Raw genomic sequence first — 21,720 nt, 5'->3', positions numbered from 1 at the left:
GAACCCGTTCCGACTGACTACCCTTGGCGTCATGCCGTCGCCCAAACCGAAGACCGTCCAGACGATGAAGCCCGAGACCGCGGCGAAGAAGCTCGGGGTCCTCCTCTCGGCGACCCCCGCCGAGTTCCAGGCCGGGCCGGTCTCCAGGGACGAGCTGAACGCCCTGCAGGCGAAGCCGCCCGCCTGGCTCGCCGACCTGCGCCGCAACGGCCCGCATCCCAAGCAGGTCGTGGCCGCCAAGCTCGGGGTCTCCATCTCCGGGCTGGCCAGAAGCGGCATCACCCAGCCGCTCACCACCGCCGAGATCGATGAGATCAAGGCGGAGAACCCGGCGTGGCTGGAGCACGAGCGCTCCGTCCAGGCCGAGGCCCGCAAGGAGGCGCTCCGCCTCAAGCAGCAGCGAGCGCAGGAGGGCTGACCTAGCGGCCGGCCCGCGCTGGCTCTCCTATACGTCTCCCAGCGTCCACAAGGCCGCGATGGGAAGGGCCCGCAGTTTCTCGCCGAACGCCAGCGCCTGCTCCCCGGCATAGAGCACGAAGCCCGCACGGAACCGTGCGCCGAGCCGGTCGGCCAGGTGGCGTAGGCCGCGGAAATCGTCGCCGCGCACGGTCTCCGCGGCCTTGACCTCGATCCCGACCACCTCGCCTGAGGCGTGTTCCAGGACGATGTCCACCTCGACCTGGTCGCGGTCCCTGTAGTGGAACAGCTGGACTGGTTCGTCGGCCCAGGTGAGCTGCCGCGCCACCTCGCCGGTGACGAAGTTCTCGAGCAGGGGACCTACGGGAGCGGTGACGTCTCTGGCGCGTTCGGACGACATGCCGATCAGGCGGCCGCCGAGACCGCTGTCCGTGAGGATCAGTTTCGGGGTGGAGACGGCGCGGCGGGTGAGGTTCGACGACCAGGCCGGGATCCGTTTGATGACGAAGACCAACTCCAGCAGGTCCAGGTAGCGGGCGAGAGTCACCCGGGGTAGTCCCACGTCGCCGGCGATCGACTGGATCACCGCCAGTCCGCCCATACGGGCGGCGACGACGCTCAACAGCCTGCGCATTTCAGCAGGACGTTCGATGTCGGAGATCTGACGCACGTCACGCGTGATCAGATCGGTGATGTACGAGTCGAAGAACCTGTTACGCCGGCGTCCCGCATCTCGCCGGACCGCCTCCGGATAGCCGCCGCGCAACGCCCTCTCGACGTAGTCCTTCTTACGGAGGGAAGAGGAACGCATGGCGGCGTCGGGTTCGTGGGTGAAGACCCAGTCCACGAAGCCGTCGGGAGCGTCGTCGATCTCCCCTTGGGAGAGTGGCCACAACTCGATGGTCTCCGTCCGGCCCGGCAGGGCGTCAGGGAGGTCGCGCAGTCCCAGCAGGCGCGCGGAGCCCGTGAGCAGATAGCGGCCCGGCCGGGGATCCCTGTCGACCTCGTGCTTGATCGGCAGGAGCAGCGCAGGGGCGCGTTGGATCTCGTCGATCAGCAGCAGCCCGTCGTGCCGGACGAAGGTGACGGGATCCTCTTCGGCGGCGGACAAGGTCGCCGGATCGTCCAGATAGAGCTGACGCGCGTCGGCCACGTGTTCGGCGATCAGTGCGGCCAGCGTGCTCTTGCCCGTCTGGCGGGCGCCGTTCAGCACGACCACGCGGGTGTCGGCCAGCGCTTCCAGTGCCATGGCCTGGGTGTGGCGCGGGTACAGAGAGGTGTACGTCACGGTCCCGCAGGTTATCGCAGGTAGAGGCGGTTACGTGGGCGTTCTGCCGGAGGGGGCGTGGGCGGTTTGCCGCTGCCTTCGTGGGCGGTTTGCCGCTGCTTCTGTGGGCGGCCTGCCGCTGCCAGGGTCAGGGTGGGTCCTGGGGGATCATCGCGGCCATCAGGAAGCAGAGCGCTGCCACCAGGCATCCGACCGAGGCGAAAAGCACCACGTAGTACAGCGCGGACAACGGGCTCGTCACGACGCTGGACAGTGGACGGAGGACGAGGCAGAGGCCCATGAGGAGCTGGCTCAGGCCGTACGGGCGGGGCCGGAGTTTCGCGCGCCGGCGTTTCGACAGGATGATGATCCGCCCGGTGGCCAGGGTGTGGATGCCGAGTGCGGCCGGGACGCAACCGGCAGCGGCCAAGAACACCCATGTCGTTGTCACGTCCATGTGCGCCGGCTCCTCGGGTGGGGTGGGGGTGCGGGCAAATCCGGTCAGGTGTGCAGTCATCGTGACGGACGGGGCCGACGAAGATCGCGGTGGCCGCGCGCGGGCGGGCTGGAGGAGGAGCTGTTGAGGGGCCGGCGGGGCTTCGGCCGGAGGGTGGGCCGGGAAGGTCAGACGGCGGCGGCCATCGCGGGGGCCTGCTGCGAGGCGGCGGCGGCGAGGGCGCGGAGCTGGTCGGCGAACGCGAGAGCCTGGTCGGGGGTCAGGCGGGGCTCGGAGCCCACGTAGAAGACGACGATGTCGCCACCCGGAGTGCGTACGGCGTTGAAAGGAATCATGGTGCTCCGCATTCTTCCGTGCGGCACCGACAGTTTCGACTCAATTGAACCGCCCGGCGATGCCGGACGTCCTCAATCCTCGAACGGTATTCGGGAGGCCGTTCGCGTGCTCAGCCTATGAGACCGACAGGAGGGGAGTGTGGGCGTGGCACAACGGCCGGAGGTGGTGCCGGCCCCGAGTTCGGATGTCAGGTTGTCGCTCGTCCTGGGGGAGCGGGCGCTGCACGTGAACGGAGATCTGCAGACCGCGCGGCGCTGGTTCGACGCCGCCTACCGTCAGGCCGAGCAGTCCGGCGACCCGATCGCGCTGGCGCTGGCGGCGCTGGGGCTCGGCGGGCGCTGGGCGCGGGAGCACCGGACGTCGGCGGAGTCCGAGCAGGTGCGTACGCGGCAGTCACGGGCGCTGTCGCTGCTCGACCCGTCCTCGCCGCCGGCGTTGCGGCTGCGCGTCCGGCTCCAGGGGGAGGACGACTACCGGAACGGCACGCATGACGGGATCCTGCGGCTGCTGCGCGAGGCGCGGGACTCGGGGGACCCGCTCGCCGTCGCGGAGGCGCTCAATCTGGCCCACCACTGCCTGCTCGGTCCCGAGCACGCGGCGCTCAGGCGCGAGCTGGCCGGCGAGCTGATCGGCCTGGCCGTGGTCACCGAGCGCCGCAGCGACCTGCTGATGGGCCTGATGTGGCGGACCGTGGACCTGTTCCTGGCCGCCGACCCGCACGCCGAGCGCTGCCTGGAGGAGCTGCGCGAGCTGCTGCGCGAGCACGGCGACCTCGCGGTCGGGTACGTGCTCAACGCCATCGAGGTCATGCTCGCCGTCCGCGCGGGCCGCTTCGACGAGGCGGAGCGGCTGGCCGGCGAGTGCTTCGAGCGGGGCGTCAAGGCCGGCGACCTGGACGCGACCGGCTGGCTCGGCGGCCAGCTCGGCGCCGTGCGCTGGTTCCAGGGGCGCGCCGCCGAGCTCCTGCCCGGGCTGCGCGACCTGGCCAGCTCGCCCACGCTCAGCCCGGTCGACAACTCCTACCTGGCGGGTCTGGCGCTGGTCGCGGCCGTCGCCGGGGATCATCGGCTGGCGGCCGGGCACCTGGCCCGCGTACGGGGGCGGGACCTCGCCGAGCTGCCCCGTTCGAGCTCCTGGCTGGTCTCGATGTACTTCGTGGCCGAGACGGCCCACCTGCTGCAGGACGCGGGGACGGCGGCGCGGGCGTACGCGCTGCTCAGCCCGTACGCCGGGCTGCCGGTGATCGGCAGTCTCGGGGTCGTGTGCTTCGGGTCGGTGGAGCACCCGCTGGGCATGGCCGCGCTGACCACGGGAGACCTGGACCTGGCCGTACGGCATCTGCGCGCCGCCGTGCAGGCGAACCTGGCGCTGGGGCACTGGCCGGCGGCGGCGCTGTCGCGGTGCCGGCTGGGGCAGACGCTGGCGTTGCGCGACGGGCCGCGGGACGGGGCGGCGCGGGCCGAGCTGGCCGCGGCGGCGCGGGAGGCCAGGGATCTGGGGATGGCGCTGCCCGGCGTGGTCGGCAGCGCGGCAGGACGGGCCGGCGAGGCGCGGCGGACCTGCCGGTTCCTCCGCGATGGGCGGCACTGGCGGATCGAGCTGGGCGGGCGGGTCGCGGTGGCGGACCACAGCGTCGGGATGGGCCACCTGGCGGCGCTCGTGGCCCACCCAGGGCGCGAGATCCTGGCCGCCGACCTGGCGGCGGGCACCTGGTCGCAGGAGGGCGAGGGCTCCTCGGCGCAGCCCGTGCTGGACGACCTCGCCCGGGACTCCTACCGCGAACGGCTGACGCAGCTCCAGGCCGAGATCGACGAGCTTGAGGAGATGAACGACCTGGAACGGGCGTCGGCGCTGCGGCTGGAGCGCGAGTGGCTGGTGGCGGAGCTGGCGGCGGCCACCGGGATCGGCGGGCGGGCGCGGCCGTTCGCGGGCGGCGAGGAGCGGGCCAGGATCGCGGTGGGCAAGGCGATCCGGCGAGCGCTGGCGCGGATCGCCGGGGTCGATCCGGTGATCGGGGAGGAACTGCGCGCGTCCGTGCACACCGGCCTTCGCTGCTGCTACCGCCCCCGGTGACGGCTTGCCTGCTGCCGTCAGCGAAGGGCCGTGAGCAGGCCGTGGTGGAATATGAGGCAGTACGCAAAGGAAGCGAGCCACCCTGATGGAACACCGCATATTGGGACGCACCGGTCGTGAGGTCAGCGTCATCGGCCTCGGCGCCTGGCAGCTCGGCGCCGACTGGGGCGAGGTCTCCGAGGACGAGGCCTTCGCCACGCTGTCCGCCGCCGCCGACGCGGGCGTCACCTTCATCGACACGGCCGACGTGTACGGCGACGGCCGCAGCGAGCAGATCGTCGGCCGTTTCGCCAAGGGCCGCCCCGGCCTGACGGTCGCCACGAAGATGGGCCGGCGGATGGAGCAGATCCCCGCCAACTACGTGATGTCCAACTTCCGCGCCTGGAACGAGCGTTCCCGCCAGAACCTCGGCGTGGACACCATCGACCTGGTGCAGCTCCACTGCCCGCCGACGCCGGTCTACTCGACGGACGCCGTCTTCGACGCCCTGGACACGCTGGTCGCGGAGGAGAAGATCGCCGCGTACGGCGTCAGCGTGGAGACCTGCGAGGAGGCGCTGACCGCCATCGCCCGCCCCAACGTGGCGAGCGTGCAGATCATCCTCAACGCCTTCCGTCTGAAGCCCCTGGAGCGGGTGCTGCCCGCGGCCCGCGCCGCCGGGGTCGGCATCATCGCCCGCGTCCCGCTGGCCAGCGGCCTGCTGTCGGGCCGCTACGACGAGAACACCACCTTCGCGCCCGACGACCACCGCACCTTCAACCGGCGCGGCGAGGCGTTCGACGTGGGGGAGACGTTCTCGGGCGTCGACTTCGCGACCGGCCTGGAGGCGGTGCGGCGGCTGGCTCCCCTGGTGCCGGAGGGGGCGACGATGGCGCAGTTCGCGCTGCGCTGGATCCTCGACCAGGAGGGGGTCTCGGTGGTCATCCCCGGCGCCCGCAACCCGGCGCAGGCCGCCGCCAACGCGGCCGCCGCCGGGCTCGACCCGCTGCCGCCCGCGACGCTGGAGGCGGTCACTGAGGTCTACGACGAGCTGATCCGCCCGCAGGTCCACGACCGCTGGTAGCGGAACGCGGCGCGGGAACGGAGGAGCGGGGCAGGTCTGGCCTGGCCATACCCTGGTGGGCATGATTCGTCCCGCTACCCCCGACGACGTGCCCGTCATCCTCGATCTGATCCGCGAACTGGCCGAGTACGAGAAGGCCGCCCACGAGGTGCGCGCCACCGAGGAGGGCCTGCGCGCCGCGCTGTTCGGCGAGCATCCCGCCGTCTACGCCAACATCGCCGAGGTCGACGGCGAGGTCGCCGGTTTCGTCCTGTGGTTCCTGACCTTCTCGACCTGGCGAGGCGTGCACGGCGTCTACATGGAGGACCTCTACGTGCGCCCGCAGCACCGGGGCAGCGGCCTCGGGATGGCGCTCATGGGCGAGCTGGGCAGGATCTGCGCCGAGCGCGGCTACCAGCGCATGGAGTGGGCGGTGCTCGACTGGAACGAGCCGAGCATCGGCTTCTACGAGAGACTCGGCGCGGTGCGTCAGGACGACTGGTACAAGTATCGGCTCACCGACGAGCCGCTGCGGCGGCTGGCGGACCGCGCGCTCGATCCTGCGTGAGACGGCGGTCCTCAACATGGCTGTGGCTGTCACGCGGGTCACGCACGGTGACGTGACCCGCGTGACGTGCCGGTCAGACCCCCGCGTGCGTCCGGCTGCGCATGTCGGCCGATTTGCCGAAGGTCTCCATCTCGGATTCCTCCAGCTCGCGGTGCGTCTCCTCGATGCGCAGCGCGACCCCCATCGCCATGAACGTGGGCGCCCACTCCCCGATGAAGATGCCCCATCGGTCCGCGCGGTCGAGCCCTGCATGCTCGGTCTGCCTGGACGCGAACCAGGAAGCGAAGGCCAGGCCGACCGAGCAGAGCCCGGCAGCGTACATGTGATTGGACTTGATGCCCATCTTGTGAAGTGTTTTGATCATGATTCCCCCCTTGCTGAAAGTGTCGTTACCCCAGGAAGGCGGCGGTAACCGGGCATTACGCGCACGTTTCCGGCGTGACGGTTGTGCGTGCCTTGTTACCGCGGTGAATCACCTGTAACGGACGCACAGCCACGGAACGTGCGCGTGCGTAACGACCGATTCCTACGTTGGAGCTCCCCGACGCCGAGCGTAGGAGAGGTCGATGGCGCGCTGGATCGCCGACTGGCACCCCGATGACCCAGCTTTCTGGGAGAGCTCAGGAAAGCGCGTCGCACGACGCAACCTGATCTTCTCGATCCTCGCCGAGCACCTCGGCTTCACCGTGTGGACCCTGTGGAGCATCGTCGCGACCCGGATGGGCTCCTACGAGTTCACCACCGACCAGTTGTTCTGGCTGGTCGCGCTGCCCAACCTGATCGGCTCGGCGCTGCGGCTGCCGTACACGTTCGGCCCCGCCCGGTTCGGCGGGCGCAACTTCACCGTGGTCAGCGCGCTGCTGCTGCTGATCCCCGCGGTGCTGCTGGCGGTCGCGGTGAACGATCCAGGCACGCCCTACTGGTTGTTCCTGGTGATCGCGGCCGTCGCCGGGGTCGGCGGCGGGAACTTCGCGTCCAGCATGGCCAACATCACCTACTTCTACCCCCGTGCCAAGCAGGGGGTGGCGCTCGGGCTCAACGCGGCGGGCGGCAACGTCGGGGTGAGCTCGGTGCAGCTCGTCATGCCGCTGGTGATCGGCGCGTTCGGGCTGGCCGCGGCCGGGTGGTTCTGGATCCCGTTCATCGTGGTGGCGGCGGCCTGCGCCTGGTTCTTCATGGACAACCTGACCACCGCCAGGGCGAACCCGCGCGAGCAGATCGCGGTGGCCGGCAAGGCCCAGACGTGGATCATGTCGGTGCTGTACATCGGCACGTTCGGCTCGTTCATCGGCTACTCCACGGCGTTCCCGCTGCTCAGCAAGAGCCTGTTCCCCGACTCCCCATACGCGGCCGTCGCCTTCGCCGGGCCCCTCCTCGGCTCGCTCGTCCGGCCGTTCGGCGGCTGGCTGGCGGACCGGCTGGGCGGCGCGCCGGTCACCCTGTGGAACTTCGCCGCGATGGGCGGCGGCGTCCTGCTGGTCTGGGCGGCCGGCGAGGGCGGCGGTTTCTGGCCGTTCTTCCTGGCCTTCCAGCTGCTCTTCCTCACCTCGGGCATCGGCAACGGCTCGACGTACCGGATGATCCCGGCGATCTTCCAGGCCAAGGCCGTGGCCGAGCGCGGCGAGGGCGAGGAAGCCCTCCTGTACGGCAAGCGGCAGGCGTCGGCCGCGATCGGCGTCATCTCGGCGGTCGGCGCGCTCGGCGGATTCCTCATCAACCGCGCGTTCGGGATGTCGTTCGCCGCCTCCGGCTCGCCCGCCCCGGCCTTCCTCGCCTTCGGCCTGTTCTACGCCACCTGCTTCGCGCTCACCTGGTGGTGCTACGTCCGCAGGGTGGGCGTCCGGGTCGTGGCCAGCCTCGCCCACGCCAGGGTCTGACCGGTGGGCGAGCCGGTGAAGACGCACTGCCCGTACTGCGCGCTGCAGTGCGGGATGGAGATCGGCCCGGAGCTGGCCGTCCGGCCCAGGACCGACATCCCCGCCAACGCCTCGGGCGCCCTCTGCCAGAAGGGCTGGACGGCCGGTGAGCTGCTCACCAGCGGCGAGCGGCTGACCACACCCCTCCTGCACGGCGAGCCGGTGGAGTGGGACGTGGCGCTCGACCACGTCGCCGGGCGGCTGGCCGTGATCCGCGCCGAGCACGGCCCCGACGCCGTGGCCGTGTTCGGCGGGGGCGGCCTCACCAACGAGAAGGCGTACATGCTGGGCAAGTTCGCCCGGGTGGCGCTCGGCACCAGCCAGATCGACTACAACGGCCGGTTCTGCATGTCCTCGGCCGCCGCCGCCTCGATCAGGGCGTTCGGCATGGACAGGGGGATGCCGTTCCCTGTCACCGACCTGGCCGCGGCCGACGTCGTCCTGCTGGCCGGCGGCAACGTGGCCGAGACCATGCCGCCGCTCGTCCGCCACCTGGAGGGGCCGCGCCTGATCGTCGTCGACCCGCGCCGCAGCCCGACCGCCCGGCTCGCCTGGCTGCACCTGCAGCCCGCCCCCGGCACCGACCTGGCGCTCGCCCTCGGCCTGCTGCACCTCGTCGTCGCCGAGAACCTGGTGGACGAGCAGTACGTGGCCGCCCGCACCACCGGCTTCGCGGACGTACGGACCTCGCTGGCGGAGTGGTGGCCGGAGCGGGTGGAGCGGATCACCGGCGTGCCCGTCCACCGGATGCGGCAGGCGGTGCGGGCACTCGCCGCCGCGGCCAACGCGTACGTGCTGACCGGCCGCGGCGTCGAGCAGCAGGCCAAGGGCACCGACACGGTCACCGCCTTCGTCAACCTCGCCCTCGCGCTCGGCCTGCCCGGCCGCGCGGGCTCCGGCTACGGGTGCGTCACCGGGCAGGGCAACGGCCAGGGCGGCCGGGAGCACGGGCAGAAGGCCGACCAGCTCCCCGGCTACCGCAGGATCGACGACCCGGCGGCGCGGGCGCACGTGGCCGGGGTGTGGGGCGTGCCGCCGGAGTCGCTGCCGGGGGCGGGGCGGTCGGCGTACGAGCTGCTGGACGCCCTCGGCGGCCCCGGCGGGCCCAGGGCGCTGCTGGTGTTCGGCTCCAACCCGCTGGTCTCGGCCCCGGCCGCCGAGCACGTCGCCGCCCGGATCGCCGCCCTGGACCTGCTGGTCGCCTGCGACTTCGTCCTGTCGGAGACCGCCGCCCGGGCCGACGTGGTGTTCCCGGTGACGCAGTGGGCCGAGGAGTCCGGCACCATGACCAACCTCGAAGGGCGCGTGCTGCTGCGCAACCGGGCCGTCGCCCCGCCGGACGGCGTGCGCAGCGACCTGGAGGTCATCGCGGGCCTCGCCGCGCGGCTCGGGCACCGGTTCGCCACCGAGCCCGCCGAGGTGTTCGACGAGCTGCGCCGGGCCGGCAGGGGCGGGCCCGCCGACTACTCCGGCATCACCTACGAGCGCATCGCCGAGGAGAAGGGCGTCTTCTGGCCCTGCCCCGAGCCGGGGCACCCGGGCACCCCGCGCCCCTTCCTCGACCGTTTCGCGCACCCGGACGGCCTGGCCATGTTCGTGCCGGTCCGGCACCGGCCGCCGGCCGAGGAGCCGGACGAGGACTACCCGGTCCACCTGACCACCGGCCGGGTGCTGGCCCACTACCAGAGCGGCGCGCAGACGCGCAGGATCGCGCCGCTCGTCCAGGCCGCCCCTGAACCCTTCGTCGAGCTGCACCCCGACCTCGCCGAGCGGCTGGAGATCGCCGCCGGGGACGTGGTGCGGCTCACCAGCAGGCGGGGCGAGGCCAGGGCCGTCGCCAGGATCAGCGACACGATCAGGCGCGACACCGTGTTCATGCCCTTCCACTGGGAGGGCGCCAACCGGCTCACCAACCCGGCGCTCGACCCGACGTCGAGGATGCCGGAGTTCAAGGTCTGCGCGGTCAGGGTGGAGAGGGACTCATGAGGCTCGTCGTCGTGGGCAACGGGATGGCCGGGTCGCGGCTCGTCAGCGAGGTGCGCGCCCGCGACCCCCGCATCAGGATCACCGTGTTCGGTGCGGAGACGTGCCGGCCCTACAACCGGGTGCTGCTGTCCGACGTGCTGGCCGGCGGCTCCCGCCCCGACCAGGTGCGGCTGCTCGACGCCTCCTGGTACGCCGCCCACGACGTCGAGGCCGTCTTCGGCGACGCCGTCGCCCACCTCGACAGGGAGACCAGGCACGTCGTCACCGCGAGCGGCCGGCGCGAGCCGTACGACCTGCTGGTGCTGGCCACCGGCAGCGACGCCGTCGTGCCGCCGATCCCCGGCGTGGAGCGGGCCGTGCCGTTCCGCACCCTGGACGACTGCGCCCGCATCCTCGCCGCGGCCGAGCACGCCGGCCGGGCCGTGGTCGTCGGCGGCGGGCTGCTCGGCGTCGAGGCGGCCCGCGGCCTGGCCGGGCGCGGACTGCCGGTCACGCTGCTGCACCTCGCCGGGCACCTCATGGAGCGTCAGCTCGACGTCGAGGCCGGCGAGGTGCTGGGCGAGACGCTGGCCGGGCTCGGCGTGCGGACCCGTACCGGCGTTTCCGCCGAGGCGGTGCTGGAGGACGGCGTCCGGCTGGCCGGGGGCGAGCTGGTCGAGGCCGGGCTCGTGGTGCTGGCCTGCGGGGTGCGCCCGGTCACGGGCCTCGCCGCCGAGGCCGGGCTGGAGGTGCGCAGGGGCGTCGTCGTGGACGACGAGCTGCGTACCGACGACCCGTCGATCTTCGCGATCGGGGAGTGCGCCGAGCACGACGGCACCGTCTACGGCCTGGTCGCCCCCGCCTGGGAGCAGGCCGCCGTCGCCGCCGACGTCATCACCGGCGGCAAGGCGCTCTACCGCGGCTCCCGCCTGGTGACCCGGCTGAAGGCGCGCAGCGTCGAACTGGCCGCCATGGGCGAGACCCACCTCACCGAGGAGCACGCCGAGGTCGTCAGGTTCAGCCACCGGGCCCGCGGCACCTACCGCAAGCTCGTCATCCGCGACGGCCGCCTGGTCGGCGCGATCCTGCTGGGCGAGAGCGACGCCGTCGGCACGCTCACCCAGCTCTTCGACCGCGGCGGGCCGGTGCCGGGCGACCGGGCGGGGCTGCTGTTCCCCGGGCTGTCGGCGGCGCCCGTGGCCGACAGCCCGACGCTCATGCCGGACGCCGCCAGGGTCTGCCAGTGCAACAACGTGACCAAGGGCCAGATCAGGGCGTGCTGGGAGGCGGGGGCGCGCGACCTGGCCGGGGTGGCCGCCGCCACCCGCGCCACCACCGGATGCGGAACCTGCCGCGACGCCGTGGAAGGCATCGTCGGCTGGCTGTGCGAGCAGGAAGGGATCGCCGTATGAAGGAGCTCGTCGTGGTCGGGTACGGGCCGGCCGCCCATCGGCTCGTCGAAAGCCTCAGGGACAAGGGCTTCGGCGGGCGCGTCACGGTGATCGGGGAGGAGCCGCGGCCGGCGTACGACCGGGTGCGGCTGACCTCGTACCTGTCCGGCACCAGCGCCGAGGACCTCGCCTACGACGTGCCCGAGGGCACGCTCACCCGGCTGGGCACCCGCGTCACCGGCATCGACAGGCAGGCGCGGCAAGTGTTCACCGCCGACGGGGGCGCGCTGCCGTACGACGTGCTGGTGCTGGCCACCGGCTCGGCGCCGTTCGTGCCGCCGGTGCCGGGGGCGGAGCACGCCCACGTCTACCGCACGATCGAGGACCTGGACGCCATCAGGACCGCCGCCAAGGACGCGGCCGAGGGCGTCGTGGTCGGCGGCGGCCTGCTCGGGCTGGAGGCGGCCGACGCGCTGCGGGCGCTCGGGCTGAAGACGCACATCGTCGAGATGAGCCCGTGGCTGATGCCGCGGCAGGTGGACGAGGGCGGCGGCGCGGTGCTCCGGCGGCACATCGAGGGCCTGGGGCTCGGCGTGCACGCGGGCTCGGGCGTACGGGAGGTCGTCGTGGACGGCGCGGGCCGGGTCGCCGGGCTGCGCACGCCGGACGGGAGGCTGCTGGAGGCGCAGGTCGTGGTGTTCTCCGCGGGCATCAGGCCGCGCGACGAGCTGGCCCGCGCCGCCGGGCTGGAGGTGGGCGAGCGGGGCGGCGTCGTCGTCGATCCCGGGATGCGCACCTCCGACCCGTCGATCTACGCGATCGGCGAGTGCGCGCTGGCCGGCGGCATGATCTACGGCCTGGCCGGGCCGTGCAACACGATGGCGGAGGTCGCCGCCGACCGGATCACGGGCGGCTCGGCGACGTTCACCGGCGCGGACCTGTCGACCAGGCTCAAGCTGCTCGGCGTCGAGGTCGCCCAGTTCGGGGCCATGACGGGGGCGCTGGACGTCACCTACATGGACCCGGTGGCCGGCGTCTACAAGAAGCTGTTCGTCAGCGACGACGCGCGGACGCTGCTCGGTGGCATCTGCGTGGGCGACGCCTCGCCGTACGCCTCGCTGCGGCCCTTCGTGGGCAAGGAGCTGCCCGCGCCGCCGTCCGACCTGCTCTTCAGCGGCGCGGGGGCGAGCCTGGACCTGCCCGGGGACGCGCTCGTCTGCTCGTGCAACAACGTGTGCGCGGACGACATCCGCGCCGCCGTCGCCGACCAGGGCGTCACCGACGTGGCGGGGCTGAAGGCGTGCACCCGCGCGGGCACCACGTGCGGCTCGTGCGTGCCGATGCTGAAGCGGCTGCTGGAGCGGTCGGGCGTCGAGGTCGGCAAGGCGCTGTGCGAGCACTTCGGGCACTCGCGGGCCGAGCTGTTCGACATCGTACGGGTCCGCGGGATCACCACGTTCTCGCAGCTCATCGCCGAGCACGGGCAGGGGCGGGGCTGTGACGTCTGCAAGCCGGCCGTGGCCTCCATCCTGGCCTCGCTGCACAACGGGCACGTGCTGGAGGGCGAGCGGGCCGCGCTCCAGGACACCAACGACGCCTTTCTCGCCAACATCCAGAAGAACGGCACGTACTCGGTCGTGCCGCGCATCCCCGGCGGCGAGATCACGCCCGAGAAGCTGATCGTGATCGGCGAGGTGGCCCGCGACTTCGGCCTCTACACGAAGATCACCGGCGGTCAGCGCATCGACCTGTTCGGGGCCCGCGTCGAGCAGCTTCCGCTGATCTGGCGGCGGCTCGTGGACGCCGGGTTCGAGTCCGGCCACGCCTACGGCAAGGCGCTGCGGACGGTGAAGTCGTGCGTCGGCTCCACCTGGTGCCGTTACGGGGTGCAGGACTCGGTGGGCCTGGCGATCGAGCTGGAGCTGCGCTACCGGGGCCTGCGCTCGCCGCACAAGCTGAAGTCCGCGGTCTCGGGCTGCGCGCGCGAGTGCGCCGAGGCCCGCTCGAAGGACTTCGGCGTCATCGCCACCGAGAAGGGCTGGAACCTGTACGTCGCGGGCAATGGCGGCTTCCAGCCCCGCCACGCCGACCTGCTGGCCTCCGACCTGTCCACCGAGGAGCTCGTCAGGACCATCGACCGGTTCCTGATGTACTACGTCCGCACCGCCGACCGCCTCCAGCGCACCGCCGCGTGGCTGGAGTCGCTGGAGGGCGGCCTCGACCACCTGCGTGAGGTGATCATGGAAGATTCGCTGGGCATCTGCGCCGATCTCGACGCGCAGATGGCGCACCACGTGGCCACGTACGCCGACGAGTGGTCGGCCACCCTCGACGACCCGGACAAGCTGCGGCGGTTCGTCAGCTTCGTCAACGCGCCGGGCGTCCCCGACCCGTCGATCGTGTTCGAGCGCGAGCGCGGCCAGATCAAGCCGGTGATGGCCCGATGAGCGCCGCGTGGATGCCGGTGTGCGGCTACGACGACCTGCTGCCGGAGCGTGGCGTGTGCGTGCTGGTGGCGGGCCGGCAGGTCGCGCTGTTCCGCACCTGGGACGGCGGGCTGCACGCGCTGGACAACCTCGACCCGTTCAGCGGGGCGTACGTGCTCTCGCGCGGCATCGTCGGCACGAGGAAGGGCGAGCCGACGGTGGCCTCGCCGCTGCACAAGCAGGTGTTCTCGCTGGCCACCGGCCGCTGCCTGGACGAGCGGGGCGTGCGCGTGCCGGTCCACGGGGTGCGGCTGGCCGGTGCGGCGGTGGAGGTGGAGGTGCGTACGTAGCCGTCAGCGCAGAGGCTCCTCGGCCGGCGGGTAGACGTGTGGGCTGCGGTGGCCCGCGGGCAGGACGCAGCGGCGCCCCGTCTCGGAGCTGTCGCAACGCTCGGCGTCCTCGCGTTGCGGAAGGGGGTCCGGATTCGCCTGGGTTCGCGGCACTGGAGGGACGGTATCGGGGGCTCCCGCTTCGCTGGTCTCGCCCCGGCAACGATCGAAGCTCTGAACGGTCTCGGCATATCGGGTCATTCCGGCGAGTAATACCGGACCGAGTAAAGAACCCGTCGGAAGTGCCTAAACCGCGCATTCGTTGATCGACCGCCGGGGCATCAAAGCGGCCATGAGCAAGATTTCTCACCGCAGAGCACTCCTGTTGGCCGCCGTCGTCCCCACCTTGCTGGTGGCGGGCTGCGCCGCGAGCACCGACTCACAGGCCATGAAGGGCGAGGCGAGCCCCGCCTCGCCCACCGGCATGATGTCGCCGGAGGAGACCGGCACCGGCATGGAGTCCGGAACGCCCACGGGCTCGCCCACCGGCACCGCCGGCGCAGCCCAGGCGCGCTCGGCCGTCCAGGGCTTCTTCGACGCGATCAAATCCGGCAACGTGGACAAGGTCACCAGCTCCTTCTCCGACGACGCGGTGGTCGCCCTGGCCGGCAAGGCCACGGCGACCGGCGGGAGCGCGATCCGCAGCCTCTTCCAGGAGCAGCTCAAGAACAAGGACATGTCCAAGGCCACGCACACCATCGAGGACTCGCGCGACCTCGGCCCGCAGTACGCGGTGGTCCGCGCGCGCAGCAAGCAGGGCGGCGACGCCTACCGCGAGCTGTTCCTGCTGGCCGACCAGAGCGGCCAGTGGAAGATCACGGACCTCATGACCAACAAGGCGTCCTGACCGGAGCGGGCTCCGGAATACGGTAGGGGGGTATGGCGTTGCGGTCGGTGTAGCGAGCGGAAGGACGACCGTGATGCCCGGATACACCGACAGCAAGCAGGAGCACCTGCGGCGGCTGCGCCGCATCGAGGGACAGGCGCGCGGGCTCCAGCGCATGGTCGAGGACGACAAGTACTGCATCGACGTCCTCACGCAGGTCTCGGCCACGACCAGCGCGCTGCGGTCGTTCGCGCTGTCCCTCCTGGAGGAGCACCTGGCGCACTGCGTGGCCGAGGCCACCCGCAAGGGCGGGGCCGAGGCCGAGGCGAAGGTCAAGGAGGCTTCGGACGCGATCGCGCGCCTCGTCCGGTCCTGACCTACGGTGGGACCATGGGTGATCTGCCACAGGACCTGTCGCGGTTCCAGCATCCGCGCTTCGCCCGCGCCTACGCCAGGCTCAGCGCCGAGGCGGAGACCCACGCCACCGGCGAGCTGCGCGAGCGCCTGCTGGCCGGCCTGTCCGGGCGGGTCGTGGAGGTCGGCGCGGGCAACGGACTGAACTTCGCGCACTACCCGGCCGAGGTGCGCGAGGTCGTCGCCGTCGAGCCGGACGACGTGCTGCGCACGTACGCCGAGCGGGCGGCGTCGGCCGCCAAGGTGCCCGTACGGGTGGTGGCCGGCCACGGCGGGGCGCTGCCGGTCGCCGACGGCGGCTACGACGCGGTGGTGCTGTCGCTGGTGCTGTGCTCGGTGCCGGACCAGCGGGCCGCACTGGCCGAGGTGCGCCGCGTGCTCCGGCCCGGCGGCGAGGTGCGCTTCTTCGAGCACGTACGCTCGGCCCGCCCCGCGGTGAGCCTGCTCCAGCACGCCGTCACGCCGCTGTGGCGGCTGGTGACCGGCGACTGCCGGCCCAACCGCGACACCGCCCGCGCCCTGCGCGACAGCGGGCTCGTCGTCGAGGAGTGCGAGCGCTTCCCCTTCAAGCCGCTGCCGTCGTCGCCGACGCTGACCCACATCCTGGGACGGGCGCGCAACCCCTGATCCGCGCCGGCTACTGGCGCGCGCCGTCGCCGGGGATGCGCGGGCTGATCCGGCGGGCGTCGACCAGCGCCAGATAGACGGCGAACGCGCCCCGCGACCACATGTCCGCCTGCTGCGCGGTCAGCCTGATCTCCTCGCCCTCGTGGGAGACGATGAGGTAGCCGCCCAGCGGCGCGCGCCGCCACGCCACCAGCACGTTCTCGTAGACGAGCACGTCCAGCATCGCGTCGAGGTTCTGGCGTCCGGCGGCGGACACGGCGGCAGCCTCCTCGCTCCTCGCCCTGCCTTTATTGTGCGCGTCACGCACGGGAAAGACGCGCCTCCTATCGGGAAATGTCGATTGTTCGGGAACCTTCGCCCGGTGGGCGGTGTATCTCGCACATGAAATGGATTCTGGCTCTGCTGGTCGCCGGCTGGCTCGGCGGCACGAGCGGGGCGTGGGCTGAGACGTCCCTGGACCCGGCGCCGGACCGGTTCGTGGCGGGGACGTCGTACACGCTGGGGTTCTGGGTGCTGCAGCACGGCACCCACCCGTACGAGGGCGAGCTGTCGCCGGTCGGGCTGCGCTTCACCCGTCCCGACGGCGAGAGCCTCACCTTCCCCGGCACGCCGCTGCCGGAGGCCGGGCACTACGCCGCCTCCGTGGTGCTGCCGGCGGGCGACTGGAAGATCGAGGGGCTGCAGGGGATGTTCATGCCTCATCAGGCCGGGACGGTGTCCGTGCCCGGCGGGCTGAAGGCCGAGCCGGTGCGGAAGGAGTCGATCGACGGGTTCGTGGCGCAGGGGGTGGACTACTGGGGCGCGGTGCGGCCACCGGGCTTCCCCGACCTGCCCGCGGAGCCGGCGCCGGTCGCGCGGGCCACGGCGGCGTCCGCGCCACCTGCGCCGCCGTCCGACCCACTCCCGCCGTCCGCTCCGCCCCCTTCGGTCACTTCGTCCCGGGTGGCGGGGGCCGCCGGGGTGCCGGCGTGGACGCTCCCGCTCGCGGCGGCCGGGGGAGCGGCGCTCGCGGCCGGGGGGTGGTGGCTGGTCAGGCGGCGGTCGGCGGACGACGAGGAGCCGCCGCCACGCGACCCCTCCGCCGAGACCATCGTCATCTCCGGCTGACCCCCTACGGGGCGAGGGTGGTCAGAGGTCGCGGGCCTGCTGGTCGAGGATGGCGATCGAGACGGCGACCGCGCGTCCCGGGTCGCCGTCCTCGATCGCGCCCAGCAGCTCCTCGTGCGAGGTGTCCGGCGTCAGCGCCGCCTCCTCCTGGTCGCGGACGCTGTCGCGCAGCGCGTCGCTCATGCCGCGGTAGAGGTCGGCGAGGAGCGCGTTGTGCGCGGAGTCGGCCACCCGTACGTGGAACTCGACGTCGGCGTCCGCGAAGCCGTCGAGGTCGCCGTCCCGGGCGGCGTCGGCCCTGCGGGCGAGGATCTCGCGCAGCGCGAGCAGGTCCTCGTCGGTGCGGCGGCCGGCGGCCAGGCGGGCGGCCACGAGGTCGAGGCCGCGGCGTACGTCGATGATGTCCATGGCGGCGGCAGTGTCGAGGCGGCGGCGCAGCGCGACCCTGGACTCGTCGGTCGCGGTGACGTAGGTGCCGTCGCCCTGCCGCGTGTGCAGGAGCCCGGCGTGGGCGAGGACGCGCACCGCCTCGCGCACGGACAGGCGGCTCATGCCGAGGCTCTGGGCGAGCTGACTCTCGGAAGGGATCTTCGTCCCGACCGGCCAGGTGCCGCCGGCGATCTCCCGGCGGAGCTCGTCGATCGCCGCGTCGACGAGCGAGGTCCGCGCGACGTTGCGCATGTGCCCCCTCTTCTCCTTCGGGTGGGACTCTCACCCTAAGCGCTGCGCCCGCCACGCATCCGGCGCCGACATCCGCGAGTCAGATCTTGTCACCGTCACCGGCTGTCTGAGAGATTGCGATTCGTCCCGGATGCCCCATTGGAGGCCATGCGTGTCATCCTTACGCCCCGCCCTCGTGGCCGTCGCTGTCACCCTGGCGACCACGACCGTCACGGCGCTCCCCGCTAGCGCAGCCACCCCCGCCATAACCGTCGAGAACGGCCGCACCCAACCCGTCTTCTCCTACGCCGACGCCGTCCGCGAGCACGTGTACGTCGAGTCCCCCGTCGACAGCGACGCCGACGGCGCGCTCGACAAGGTACGCGTGGACATCATCCGCCCCAAGGAGTCCGGCCCCGGCCTCAAGGTGCCGGTGATCATCGACGAGAGCCCCTACTACGACAACTCCGGCCGAGGCAACGAAGGCGAGCGCAAGGTCTACGACGCGGCGGGCAACGTCGTGAAGTTCCCGCTCTTCTACGACAACTACTTCGTCCCCCGCGGCTACGCCGTGCTCAACGTCGACATGCTCGGCACCACCAAGTCCGACGGCTGCCCCGACGTCGGCGGCAAGGCCGACGTGCTGGGCGGCAAGGCCGTCATCGACTGGCTGAACGGCCGCGCCAAGGCCACCAGGGCCGACGGCAGCCCCGCCGTCGCCGACTGGACCACCGGCAGCGCCGCCATGATCGGCAAGTCGTACGACGGCACGCTGGCCAACGCCGTCGCCGCCACCGGCGTGGCCGGGCTGAAGACGATCGTGCCGATCTCGGCCATCAGCTCCTGGTACAAGTACCAGCGCTCGAACGGCGTGATCTACAACTACGACTACGCCTCCTGGCTGGCCAACTACGTCGACACCGACCCCGAGGCCAAGTGCCAGGCGGTCCGCGACCGGATGGACGCCGAGGACGGCGACGACACCGGCGACTACAACGCCTTCTGGGCCGAACGCGACTACATCAAGGGCCTGCTCGGCGACGCCTCGAAGGTCCGGGCCAGCGTGTTCGCCGTGCACACGGTCAACGACCTCAACGTCCGGCCGGACAACTTCTCCACCTGGTGGAAGGCGCTCGCCGACCGGGGCGTGCCGCGCAAGATCTGGGTCGGCCAGACGCAGCACGTGGACCCGTTCGACTTCGAGGGCCGGCGCGGGCTCTGGGTGGACACCCTGCACCGCTGGTTCGACCACTATCTGCACGGCGTGCGCAACGGCATCGCGCAGGAGCCCCGCGCCGACGTGGAGATCGGCCCGGCCCAGTGGATCACGCAGCGGGACTGGCCCGCGCCGCTCGCGCTCAAGGCGTCGCTGCGGCCCGCGGCCGACGGCTCGCTCGGCCTGCGCCCGGCCGCCAGGAACAGCACCGCGACCTTCACCGACGTCGCCATGAGCGAGAACGACATGGTGGCCGACGTCGGCACCGCCCGTCCAGGACGGGTCGCGTTCACGACCGGCGCGCTCCCGCTGGACCTGCGCCTGTCCGGCACGCCCACCGCCGACCTGCGGGTCAAGCTGGACAAGCCGACCGCCAACCTGACCGCCCTGCTCGTCGACTTCGGCGAGAGCGCCCGCGTCGACTGGCGGCGCGGCCAGGGCATCACCACGCTCACCGAGGAGGACTGCTGGGGCGAGAGCACCGCGGCCGACGACGGCTGCTACCGCAAGGTCGTCACGAACGTCGCCACCCGCCCGCTGGAGATCGTCGCCCGCGGCTGGATCGACGTGCAGAACCGTGACTCGCTCAGCCAGGCGAAGCCGCTGCCGGTCGGCACGTACGGCACCGTCAAGTGGCTGACGCTGCCCCAGGACTACACCTTCAGGAAGGGCCACAGGATCGGCCTGGTGATCGCCGGCACCGACTCCACCTACACGGGGGAGAGAGGGACCGGCGCCACCGTCACCGTCGACCTGTCGCGGAGCTCCGTCGCCGTGCCGTTCGTGCTCGGGACGCCGCTCGCGGACGTGCCGCAGGACACGGCCAGGTTCCGCGGACCTGACCGGGTCGAGCTGCCGCAGCCCGAGGAAGGGTTCACCTTCTTCTAGACCCGCCCGCCGGGGCCCTACTCGCAGGGGCCCCGGTCGGTGGTCCAGCTCACGGCGAGGGCCAGCGTGCCCCGCGCGGTGCTCGTGCCGCCGGTGCGTACGCCGTCGCCGGTGGCCGTCCCGGTCCAGCGGACCAGGATCCGGCCGGTGCGGTTCCGGTCGCCGCAGTCGGCGGCCTGCTCGCGTACCCGGAAGTCGCGCCCGGAGACCGACAGACCGGACGTGGCGCTGACCGAGGTGATCGTGCAGCGGCCCGTGCACGCCAGCGTGAACGACCCGGCGCGGGCCGCGCCCAGCGAGATCGACGCCGGCGTCAGCCGCGCCACCGGCGGCGCCGGCCGGGGCAGCTCCGCCGTCCTCGGCACGCTGCTCAGCCCGGAACGCCCGGCCGGGACCGGTTGTGCCGTGGGCGCGGTGACCTCGGCCACCCACTTCGACGGCCGCTCCAGCAGCACGTTCGTCTGCGCCGCCGCCTTGGTGACCACGGCCGGGTGGTCGCGGGCGTTCAGCAGCGCCCACACCAGGCCGGCCGCCAGCAGGCCCACGCCGAGGACGAGCGCCAGCCGGGACACCGCGCGGATCGGCGCGCCCGCCTCCGGGTCGTCCGGCGGCGGCTCCTTCCAGTAGTCCTGCCACTGCTTGCCCGCGCCGTCCGGCTCGCCGCTCATCGTGATGCCGCCGTAGCGGATGATCGCGTCGGGGGACCTGGCGTGGCCGTTGCTCTCGCCCTTGAGCGTGGTGCTGTAGACGAGCTTGTCGGTGTAAGCGCCCCCGCGGAAGGCCTTGGTCCGGCTCTGCGGCGCGAACGGATGCCGCCCGCGCGCCGCGGGCGCGGCGGGGAGCTCCTGGTCGGCGGCGGCCGCGCCCGCCGCCGACCAGGGCTTTCCCTGCGTCGCCGTCGTGGGGTCGGCGACGGGGACGGACGGCGTGGCGTCGGCGACCGGTGGAGCGCCGGCCCAGCGGCCAGTCTCCGCGGAACCGGTCTCCACCAGTGTGCGCGCCTGCACGGGGAAGCCGTCCGCCCGCCAGAGGGGACCCTCTCCGGGCAGCGGCTGCGCGGACGCCAGCCGGTCAGCGAGGGTGCCGGGCACGGTGGCGATCGGCAGGCGGCGCAGCAGCGCCGCCGCCGTCACGGTCCTGGGCGCGGCCCGGCAGGTCGCGCAGGACTGGATGTGGCGGCCGAGCCTCGCCCTGGCCCGGCGGCCGGGCGCGGCCACCCACGCCGACACCCGCGCGGTCAGGTCGGGGCAGCCGTCGGGGCCGCGCGCGGCGAGGATCGCGGCGAACCACTCCTCCAGGCCGGCCGCGGCCCGGGTGACGATCGCGCGCACCTCGGCCGCGTCCAGCTCGAAGATCGTGGCCAGCTCGGCGTCGGCCAGGCCGTGCCGTACGGACAGGTCGAGCAGCTCGCGCTGCGGCCGTTCCAGCGACAGCAGGGCCTCGGGCAGCAGCTCCGACATGCGGCCGGGGCGGGACCAGGAGCCGATGCTGGCCGGTTTGGCGACGACGGCGCGGTGGGCGCGGGCCAGCGCGTACAGCCAGGGCCGGCTCAGGGCCGGGTCGCCCACGCGCTCGGCGTACAGGTGAGCCGTCAGCAGCGTGCCGGCGACCGCCTGCTCGGCGTCGTCCTCGGCCAGCTCGGTGCGGCAGTAGTCGTACAGGCGCGCCCCGTGCTGGTCGCACAGGTCACGGATGGCCTGCCGCGCGTCGTCGGACAGCGTCCGCCACATCCGGC

The 21,720-nt window shown here is 72.6% G+C and carries 21 protein-coding genes; 14 read left to right on the top strand and 7 right to left on the bottom strand.

Annotated elements, in window-relative coordinates; translation table 11 throughout:
• The first annotated feature begins 31 nt into the window (after window positions 1-31).
• Complete coding sequence (locus BMW85_RS39550) at window positions 32-418, top strand: DUF5997 family protein (protein ID WP_091092116.1); 387 nt, start codon at window positions 32-34, stop codon at window positions 416-418.
• Between the two features lie 27 nt (window positions 419-445).
• Here the strand turns inward: BMW85_RS39550 and BMW85_RS39545 are convergent, their stop codons facing one another.
• The 3 genes from BMW85_RS39545 to BMW85_RS50010 all read right to left on the bottom strand — a co-directional run bounded on the left by BMW85_RS39545 (window position 446) and on the right by BMW85_RS50010 (window position 2,476).
• Complete coding sequence (locus BMW85_RS39545; RefSeq protein ID WP_091092272.1) at window positions 446-1,666, bottom strand: ATP-binding protein; 1,221 nt, start codon at window positions 1,664-1,666, stop codon at window positions 446-448.
• Window positions 1,667-1,832: 166 nt separating this feature from the next.
• Entirely contained in the window at window positions 1,833-2,141 is a 309-nt protein-coding gene (locus BMW85_RS39540) for a hypothetical protein (RefSeq protein WP_091092114.1), read from the bottom strand.
• A 167-nt stretch (window positions 2,142-2,308) separates the two neighbouring features.
• Window positions 2,309-2,476 (bottom strand): hypothetical protein, encoded by a 168-nt coding sequence (locus BMW85_RS50010; protein WP_177241117.1) that lies wholly within the window; start codon window positions 2,474-2,476, stop codon window positions 2,309-2,311.
• A 193-nt stretch (window positions 2,477-2,669) separates the two neighbouring features.
• Here BMW85_RS50010 and BMW85_RS39530 point away from each other — a divergent pair, with 193 nt between their 5' ends.
• The 3 genes from BMW85_RS39530 to BMW85_RS39520 all read left to right on the top strand — a co-directional run bounded on the left by BMW85_RS39530 (window position 2,670) and on the right by BMW85_RS39520 (window position 6,160).
• Window positions 2,670-4,550 carry a hypothetical protein gene (locus BMW85_RS39530; protein ID WP_245775327.1) on the top strand — a complete coding sequence of 627 codons (1,881 nt, stop codon included), beginning with the start codon at window positions 2,670-2,672 and terminating at the stop codon, window positions 4,548-4,550.
• Window positions 4,551-4,635: 85 nt separating this feature from the next.
• A complete protein-coding gene (locus BMW85_RS39525; protein ID WP_091092111.1) occupies window positions 4,636-5,613 on the top strand; it encodes an aldo/keto reductase in 978 nt (325 codons plus the stop codon).
• 61 nt (window positions 5,614-5,674) lie between these two features.
• Window positions 5,675-6,160 (top strand): GNAT family N-acetyltransferase, encoded by a 486-nt coding sequence (locus tag BMW85_RS39520; protein ID WP_091092268.1) that lies wholly within the window; start codon window positions 5,675-5,677, stop codon window positions 6,158-6,160.
• A gap of 73 nt (window positions 6,161-6,233) precedes the next feature.
• Here the strand turns inward: BMW85_RS39520 and BMW85_RS39515 are convergent, their stop codons facing one another.
• On the bottom strand, window positions 6,234-6,524 hold the full coding sequence (locus BMW85_RS39515; protein WP_245775326.1) for a hypothetical protein: 291 nt from the start codon (window positions 6,522-6,524) through the stop codon (window positions 6,234-6,236).
• A gap of 202 nt (window positions 6,525-6,726) precedes the next feature.
• Here BMW85_RS39515 and BMW85_RS39510 point away from each other — a divergent pair, with 202 nt between their 5' ends.
• The 8 genes from BMW85_RS39510 to BMW85_RS39475 all read left to right on the top strand — a co-directional run bounded on the left by BMW85_RS39510 (window position 6,727) and on the right by BMW85_RS39475 (window position 16,114).
• Window positions 6,727-8,037 (top strand): MFS transporter, encoded by a 1,311-nt coding sequence (locus BMW85_RS39510; protein ID WP_091092108.1) that lies wholly within the window; start codon window positions 6,727-6,729, stop codon window positions 8,035-8,037.
• A gap of 54 nt (window positions 8,038-8,091) precedes the next feature.
• A complete protein-coding gene (locus tag BMW85_RS39505; RefSeq protein ID WP_245775339.1) occupies window positions 8,092-10,062 on the top strand; it encodes a molybdopterin oxidoreductase family protein in 1,971 nt (656 codons plus the stop codon).
• Window positions 10,059-11,453, top strand: coding sequence for an FAD-dependent oxidoreductase (locus tag BMW85_RS39500; RefSeq protein WP_091092105.1), 1,395 nt, complete (start codon window positions 10,059-10,061; stop codon window positions 11,451-11,453). Before BMW85_RS39505 ends, BMW85_RS39500 begins: the two co-directional genes overlap by 4 nt.
• Window positions 11,450-13,879 carry a nitrite reductase large subunit NirB gene (nirB, locus tag BMW85_RS39495; RefSeq protein WP_091092103.1) on the top strand — a complete coding sequence of 810 codons (2,430 nt, stop codon included), beginning with the start codon at window positions 11,450-11,452 and terminating at the stop codon, window positions 13,877-13,879. The genes BMW85_RS39500 and nirB overlap by 4 nt, the downstream gene beginning before the upstream one ends.
• A complete protein-coding gene (gene nirD / locus BMW85_RS39490) occupies window positions 13,876-14,208 on the top strand; it encodes a nitrite reductase small subunit NirD (RefSeq protein ID WP_091092101.1) in 333 nt (110 codons plus the stop codon). The genes nirB and nirD overlap by 4 nt, the downstream gene beginning before the upstream one ends.
• 331 nt (window positions 14,209-14,539) lie before the next feature.
• The gene (locus BMW85_RS39485) at window positions 14,540-15,094 is read left to right on the top strand and encodes a YybH family protein (protein WP_143082568.1); all 555 of its coding nucleotides are present in this window, start codon (window positions 14,540-14,542) and stop codon (window positions 15,092-15,094) included.
• 73 nt (window positions 15,095-15,167) lie between these two features.
• Window positions 15,168-15,449, top strand: a complete 282-nt coding sequence (locus BMW85_RS39480; protein WP_091092098.1) for a metal-sensitive transcriptional regulator — start codon at window positions 15,168-15,170, stop codon at window positions 15,447-15,449.
• A gap of 14 nt (window positions 15,450-15,463) precedes the next feature.
• Window positions 15,464-16,114 carry a class I SAM-dependent methyltransferase gene (locus BMW85_RS39475; RefSeq protein WP_091092097.1) on the top strand — a complete coding sequence of 217 codons (651 nt, stop codon included), beginning with the start codon at window positions 15,464-15,466 and terminating at the stop codon, window positions 16,112-16,114.
• A 10-nt stretch (window positions 16,115-16,124) separates the two neighbouring features.
• Here BMW85_RS39475 and BMW85_RS39470 read toward each other — a convergent pair whose 3' ends face one another.
• Window positions 16,125-16,370, bottom strand: coding sequence for a hypothetical protein (locus BMW85_RS39470; RefSeq protein WP_091092095.1), 246 nt, complete (start codon window positions 16,368-16,370; stop codon window positions 16,125-16,127).
• A 125-nt stretch (window positions 16,371-16,495) separates the two neighbouring features.
• Between BMW85_RS39470 and BMW85_RS39465 the strand changes: the two genes are divergently transcribed.
• Window positions 16,496-17,221: a hypothetical protein gene (locus tag BMW85_RS39465; protein ID WP_091092093.1), complete on the top strand. Its 726-nt coding sequence runs from the start codon at window positions 16,496-16,498 to the stop codon at window positions 17,219-17,221.
• Between the two features lie 21 nt (window positions 17,222-17,242).
• On the opposite strand, the gene BMW85_RS39460 is transcribed toward BMW85_RS39465, so the two are convergent.
• Complete coding sequence (locus BMW85_RS39460) at window positions 17,243-17,902, bottom strand: FadR/GntR family transcriptional regulator (RefSeq protein WP_091092091.1); 660 nt, start codon at window positions 17,900-17,902, stop codon at window positions 17,243-17,245.
• 151 nt (window positions 17,903-18,053) lie between these two features.
• On the opposite strand from BMW85_RS39460, the gene BMW85_RS39455 reads away from it, so the two are divergent.
• Window positions 18,054-19,985, top strand: a complete 1,932-nt coding sequence (locus BMW85_RS39455; protein ID WP_091092089.1) for a Xaa-Pro dipeptidyl-peptidase — start codon at window positions 18,054-18,056, stop codon at window positions 19,983-19,985.
• Window positions 19,986-20,002: 17 nt separating this feature from the next.
• Here the strand turns inward: BMW85_RS39455 and BMW85_RS39450 are convergent, their stop codons facing one another.
• On the bottom strand, window positions 20,003-21,715 hold the full coding sequence (locus tag BMW85_RS39450) for an RNA polymerase sigma factor (protein ID WP_091092088.1): 1,713 nt from the start codon (window positions 21,713-21,715) through the stop codon (window positions 20,003-20,005).
• Between the last annotated feature and the right edge of the window lie 5 nt (window positions 21,716-21,720).

Source organism: Nonomuraea wenchangensis, assembly GCF_900111685.1.
In the GTDB taxonomy this organism is placed as follows: domain Bacteria; phylum Actinomycetota; class Actinomycetes; order Streptosporangiales; family Streptosporangiaceae; genus Nonomuraea; species Nonomuraea wenchangensis.
This window is presented reverse-complemented; position numbering and strand designations above follow the sequence as displayed.

What these genes read in the sequence shown, in the direction of transcription:
- BMW85_RS39525 (WP_091092111.1), top strand. Translation starts at nt 4,636, where the DNA reads ATGGAACACCGCATATTGGGACGCACCGGTCGTGAGGTCAGCGTCATC.
- BMW85_RS39515 (WP_245775326.1), bottom strand. Translation starts at nt 6,524, where the DNA reads ATGATCAAAACACTTCACAAGATGGGCATCAAGTCCAATCACATGTAC.
- BMW85_RS39540 (WP_091092114.1), bottom strand. Translation starts at nt 2,141, where the DNA reads ATGGACGTGACAACGACATGGGTGTTCTTGGCCGCTGCCGGTTGCGTC.
- BMW85_RS39510 (WP_091092108.1), top strand. Translation starts at nt 6,727, where the DNA reads ATGGCGCGCTGGATCGCCGACTGGCACCCCGATGACCCAGCTTTCTGG.
- BMW85_RS50010 (WP_177241117.1), bottom strand. Translation starts at nt 2,476, where the DNA reads ATGATTCCTTTCAACGCCGTACGCACTCCGGGTGGCGACATCGTCGTC.
- BMW85_RS39450 (WP_091092088.1), bottom strand. Translation starts at nt 21,715, where the DNA reads ATGTGGCGGACGCTGTCCGACGACGCGCGGCAGGCCATCCGTGACCTG.
- BMW85_RS39520 (WP_091092268.1), top strand. Translation starts at nt 5,675, where the DNA reads ATGATTCGTCCCGCTACCCCCGACGACGTGCCCGTCATCCTCGATCTG.
- BMW85_RS39505 (WP_245775339.1), top strand. Translation starts at nt 8,092, where the DNA reads ATGGAGATCGGCCCGGAGCTGGCCGTCCGGCCCAGGACCGACATCCCC.
- BMW85_RS39460 (WP_091092091.1), bottom strand. Translation starts at nt 17,902, where the DNA reads ATGCGCAACGTCGCGCGGACCTCGCTCGTCGACGCGGCGATCGACGAG.
- BMW85_RS39545 (WP_091092272.1), bottom strand. Translation starts at nt 1,666, where the DNA reads ATGGCACTGGAAGCGCTGGCCGACACCCGCGTGGTCGTGCTGAACGGC.
- BMW85_RS39465 (WP_091092093.1), top strand. Translation starts at nt 16,496, where the DNA reads ATGAAATGGATTCTGGCTCTGCTGGTCGCCGGCTGGCTCGGCGGCACG.
- BMW85_RS39480 (WP_091092098.1), top strand. Translation starts at nt 15,168, where the DNA reads ATGCCCGGATACACCGACAGCAAGCAGGAGCACCTGCGGCGGCTGCGC.
- BMW85_RS39475 (WP_091092097.1), top strand. Translation starts at nt 15,464, where the DNA reads ATGGGTGATCTGCCACAGGACCTGTCGCGGTTCCAGCATCCGCGCTTC.
- nirD (WP_091092101.1), top strand. Translation starts at nt 13,876, where the DNA reads ATGAGCGCCGCGTGGATGCCGGTGTGCGGCTACGACGACCTGCTGCCG.
- BMW85_RS39550 (WP_091092116.1), top strand. Translation starts at nt 32, where the DNA reads ATGCCGTCGCCCAAACCGAAGACCGTCCAGACGATGAAGCCCGAGACC.
- BMW85_RS39485 (WP_143082568.1), top strand. Translation starts at nt 14,540, where the DNA reads ATGAGCAAGATTTCTCACCGCAGAGCACTCCTGTTGGCCGCCGTCGTC.
- BMW85_RS39500 (WP_091092105.1), top strand. Translation starts at nt 10,059, where the DNA reads ATGAGGCTCGTCGTCGTGGGCAACGGGATGGCCGGGTCGCGGCTCGTC.
- nirB (WP_091092103.1), top strand. Translation starts at nt 11,450, where the DNA reads ATGAAGGAGCTCGTCGTGGTCGGGTACGGGCCGGCCGCCCATCGGCTC.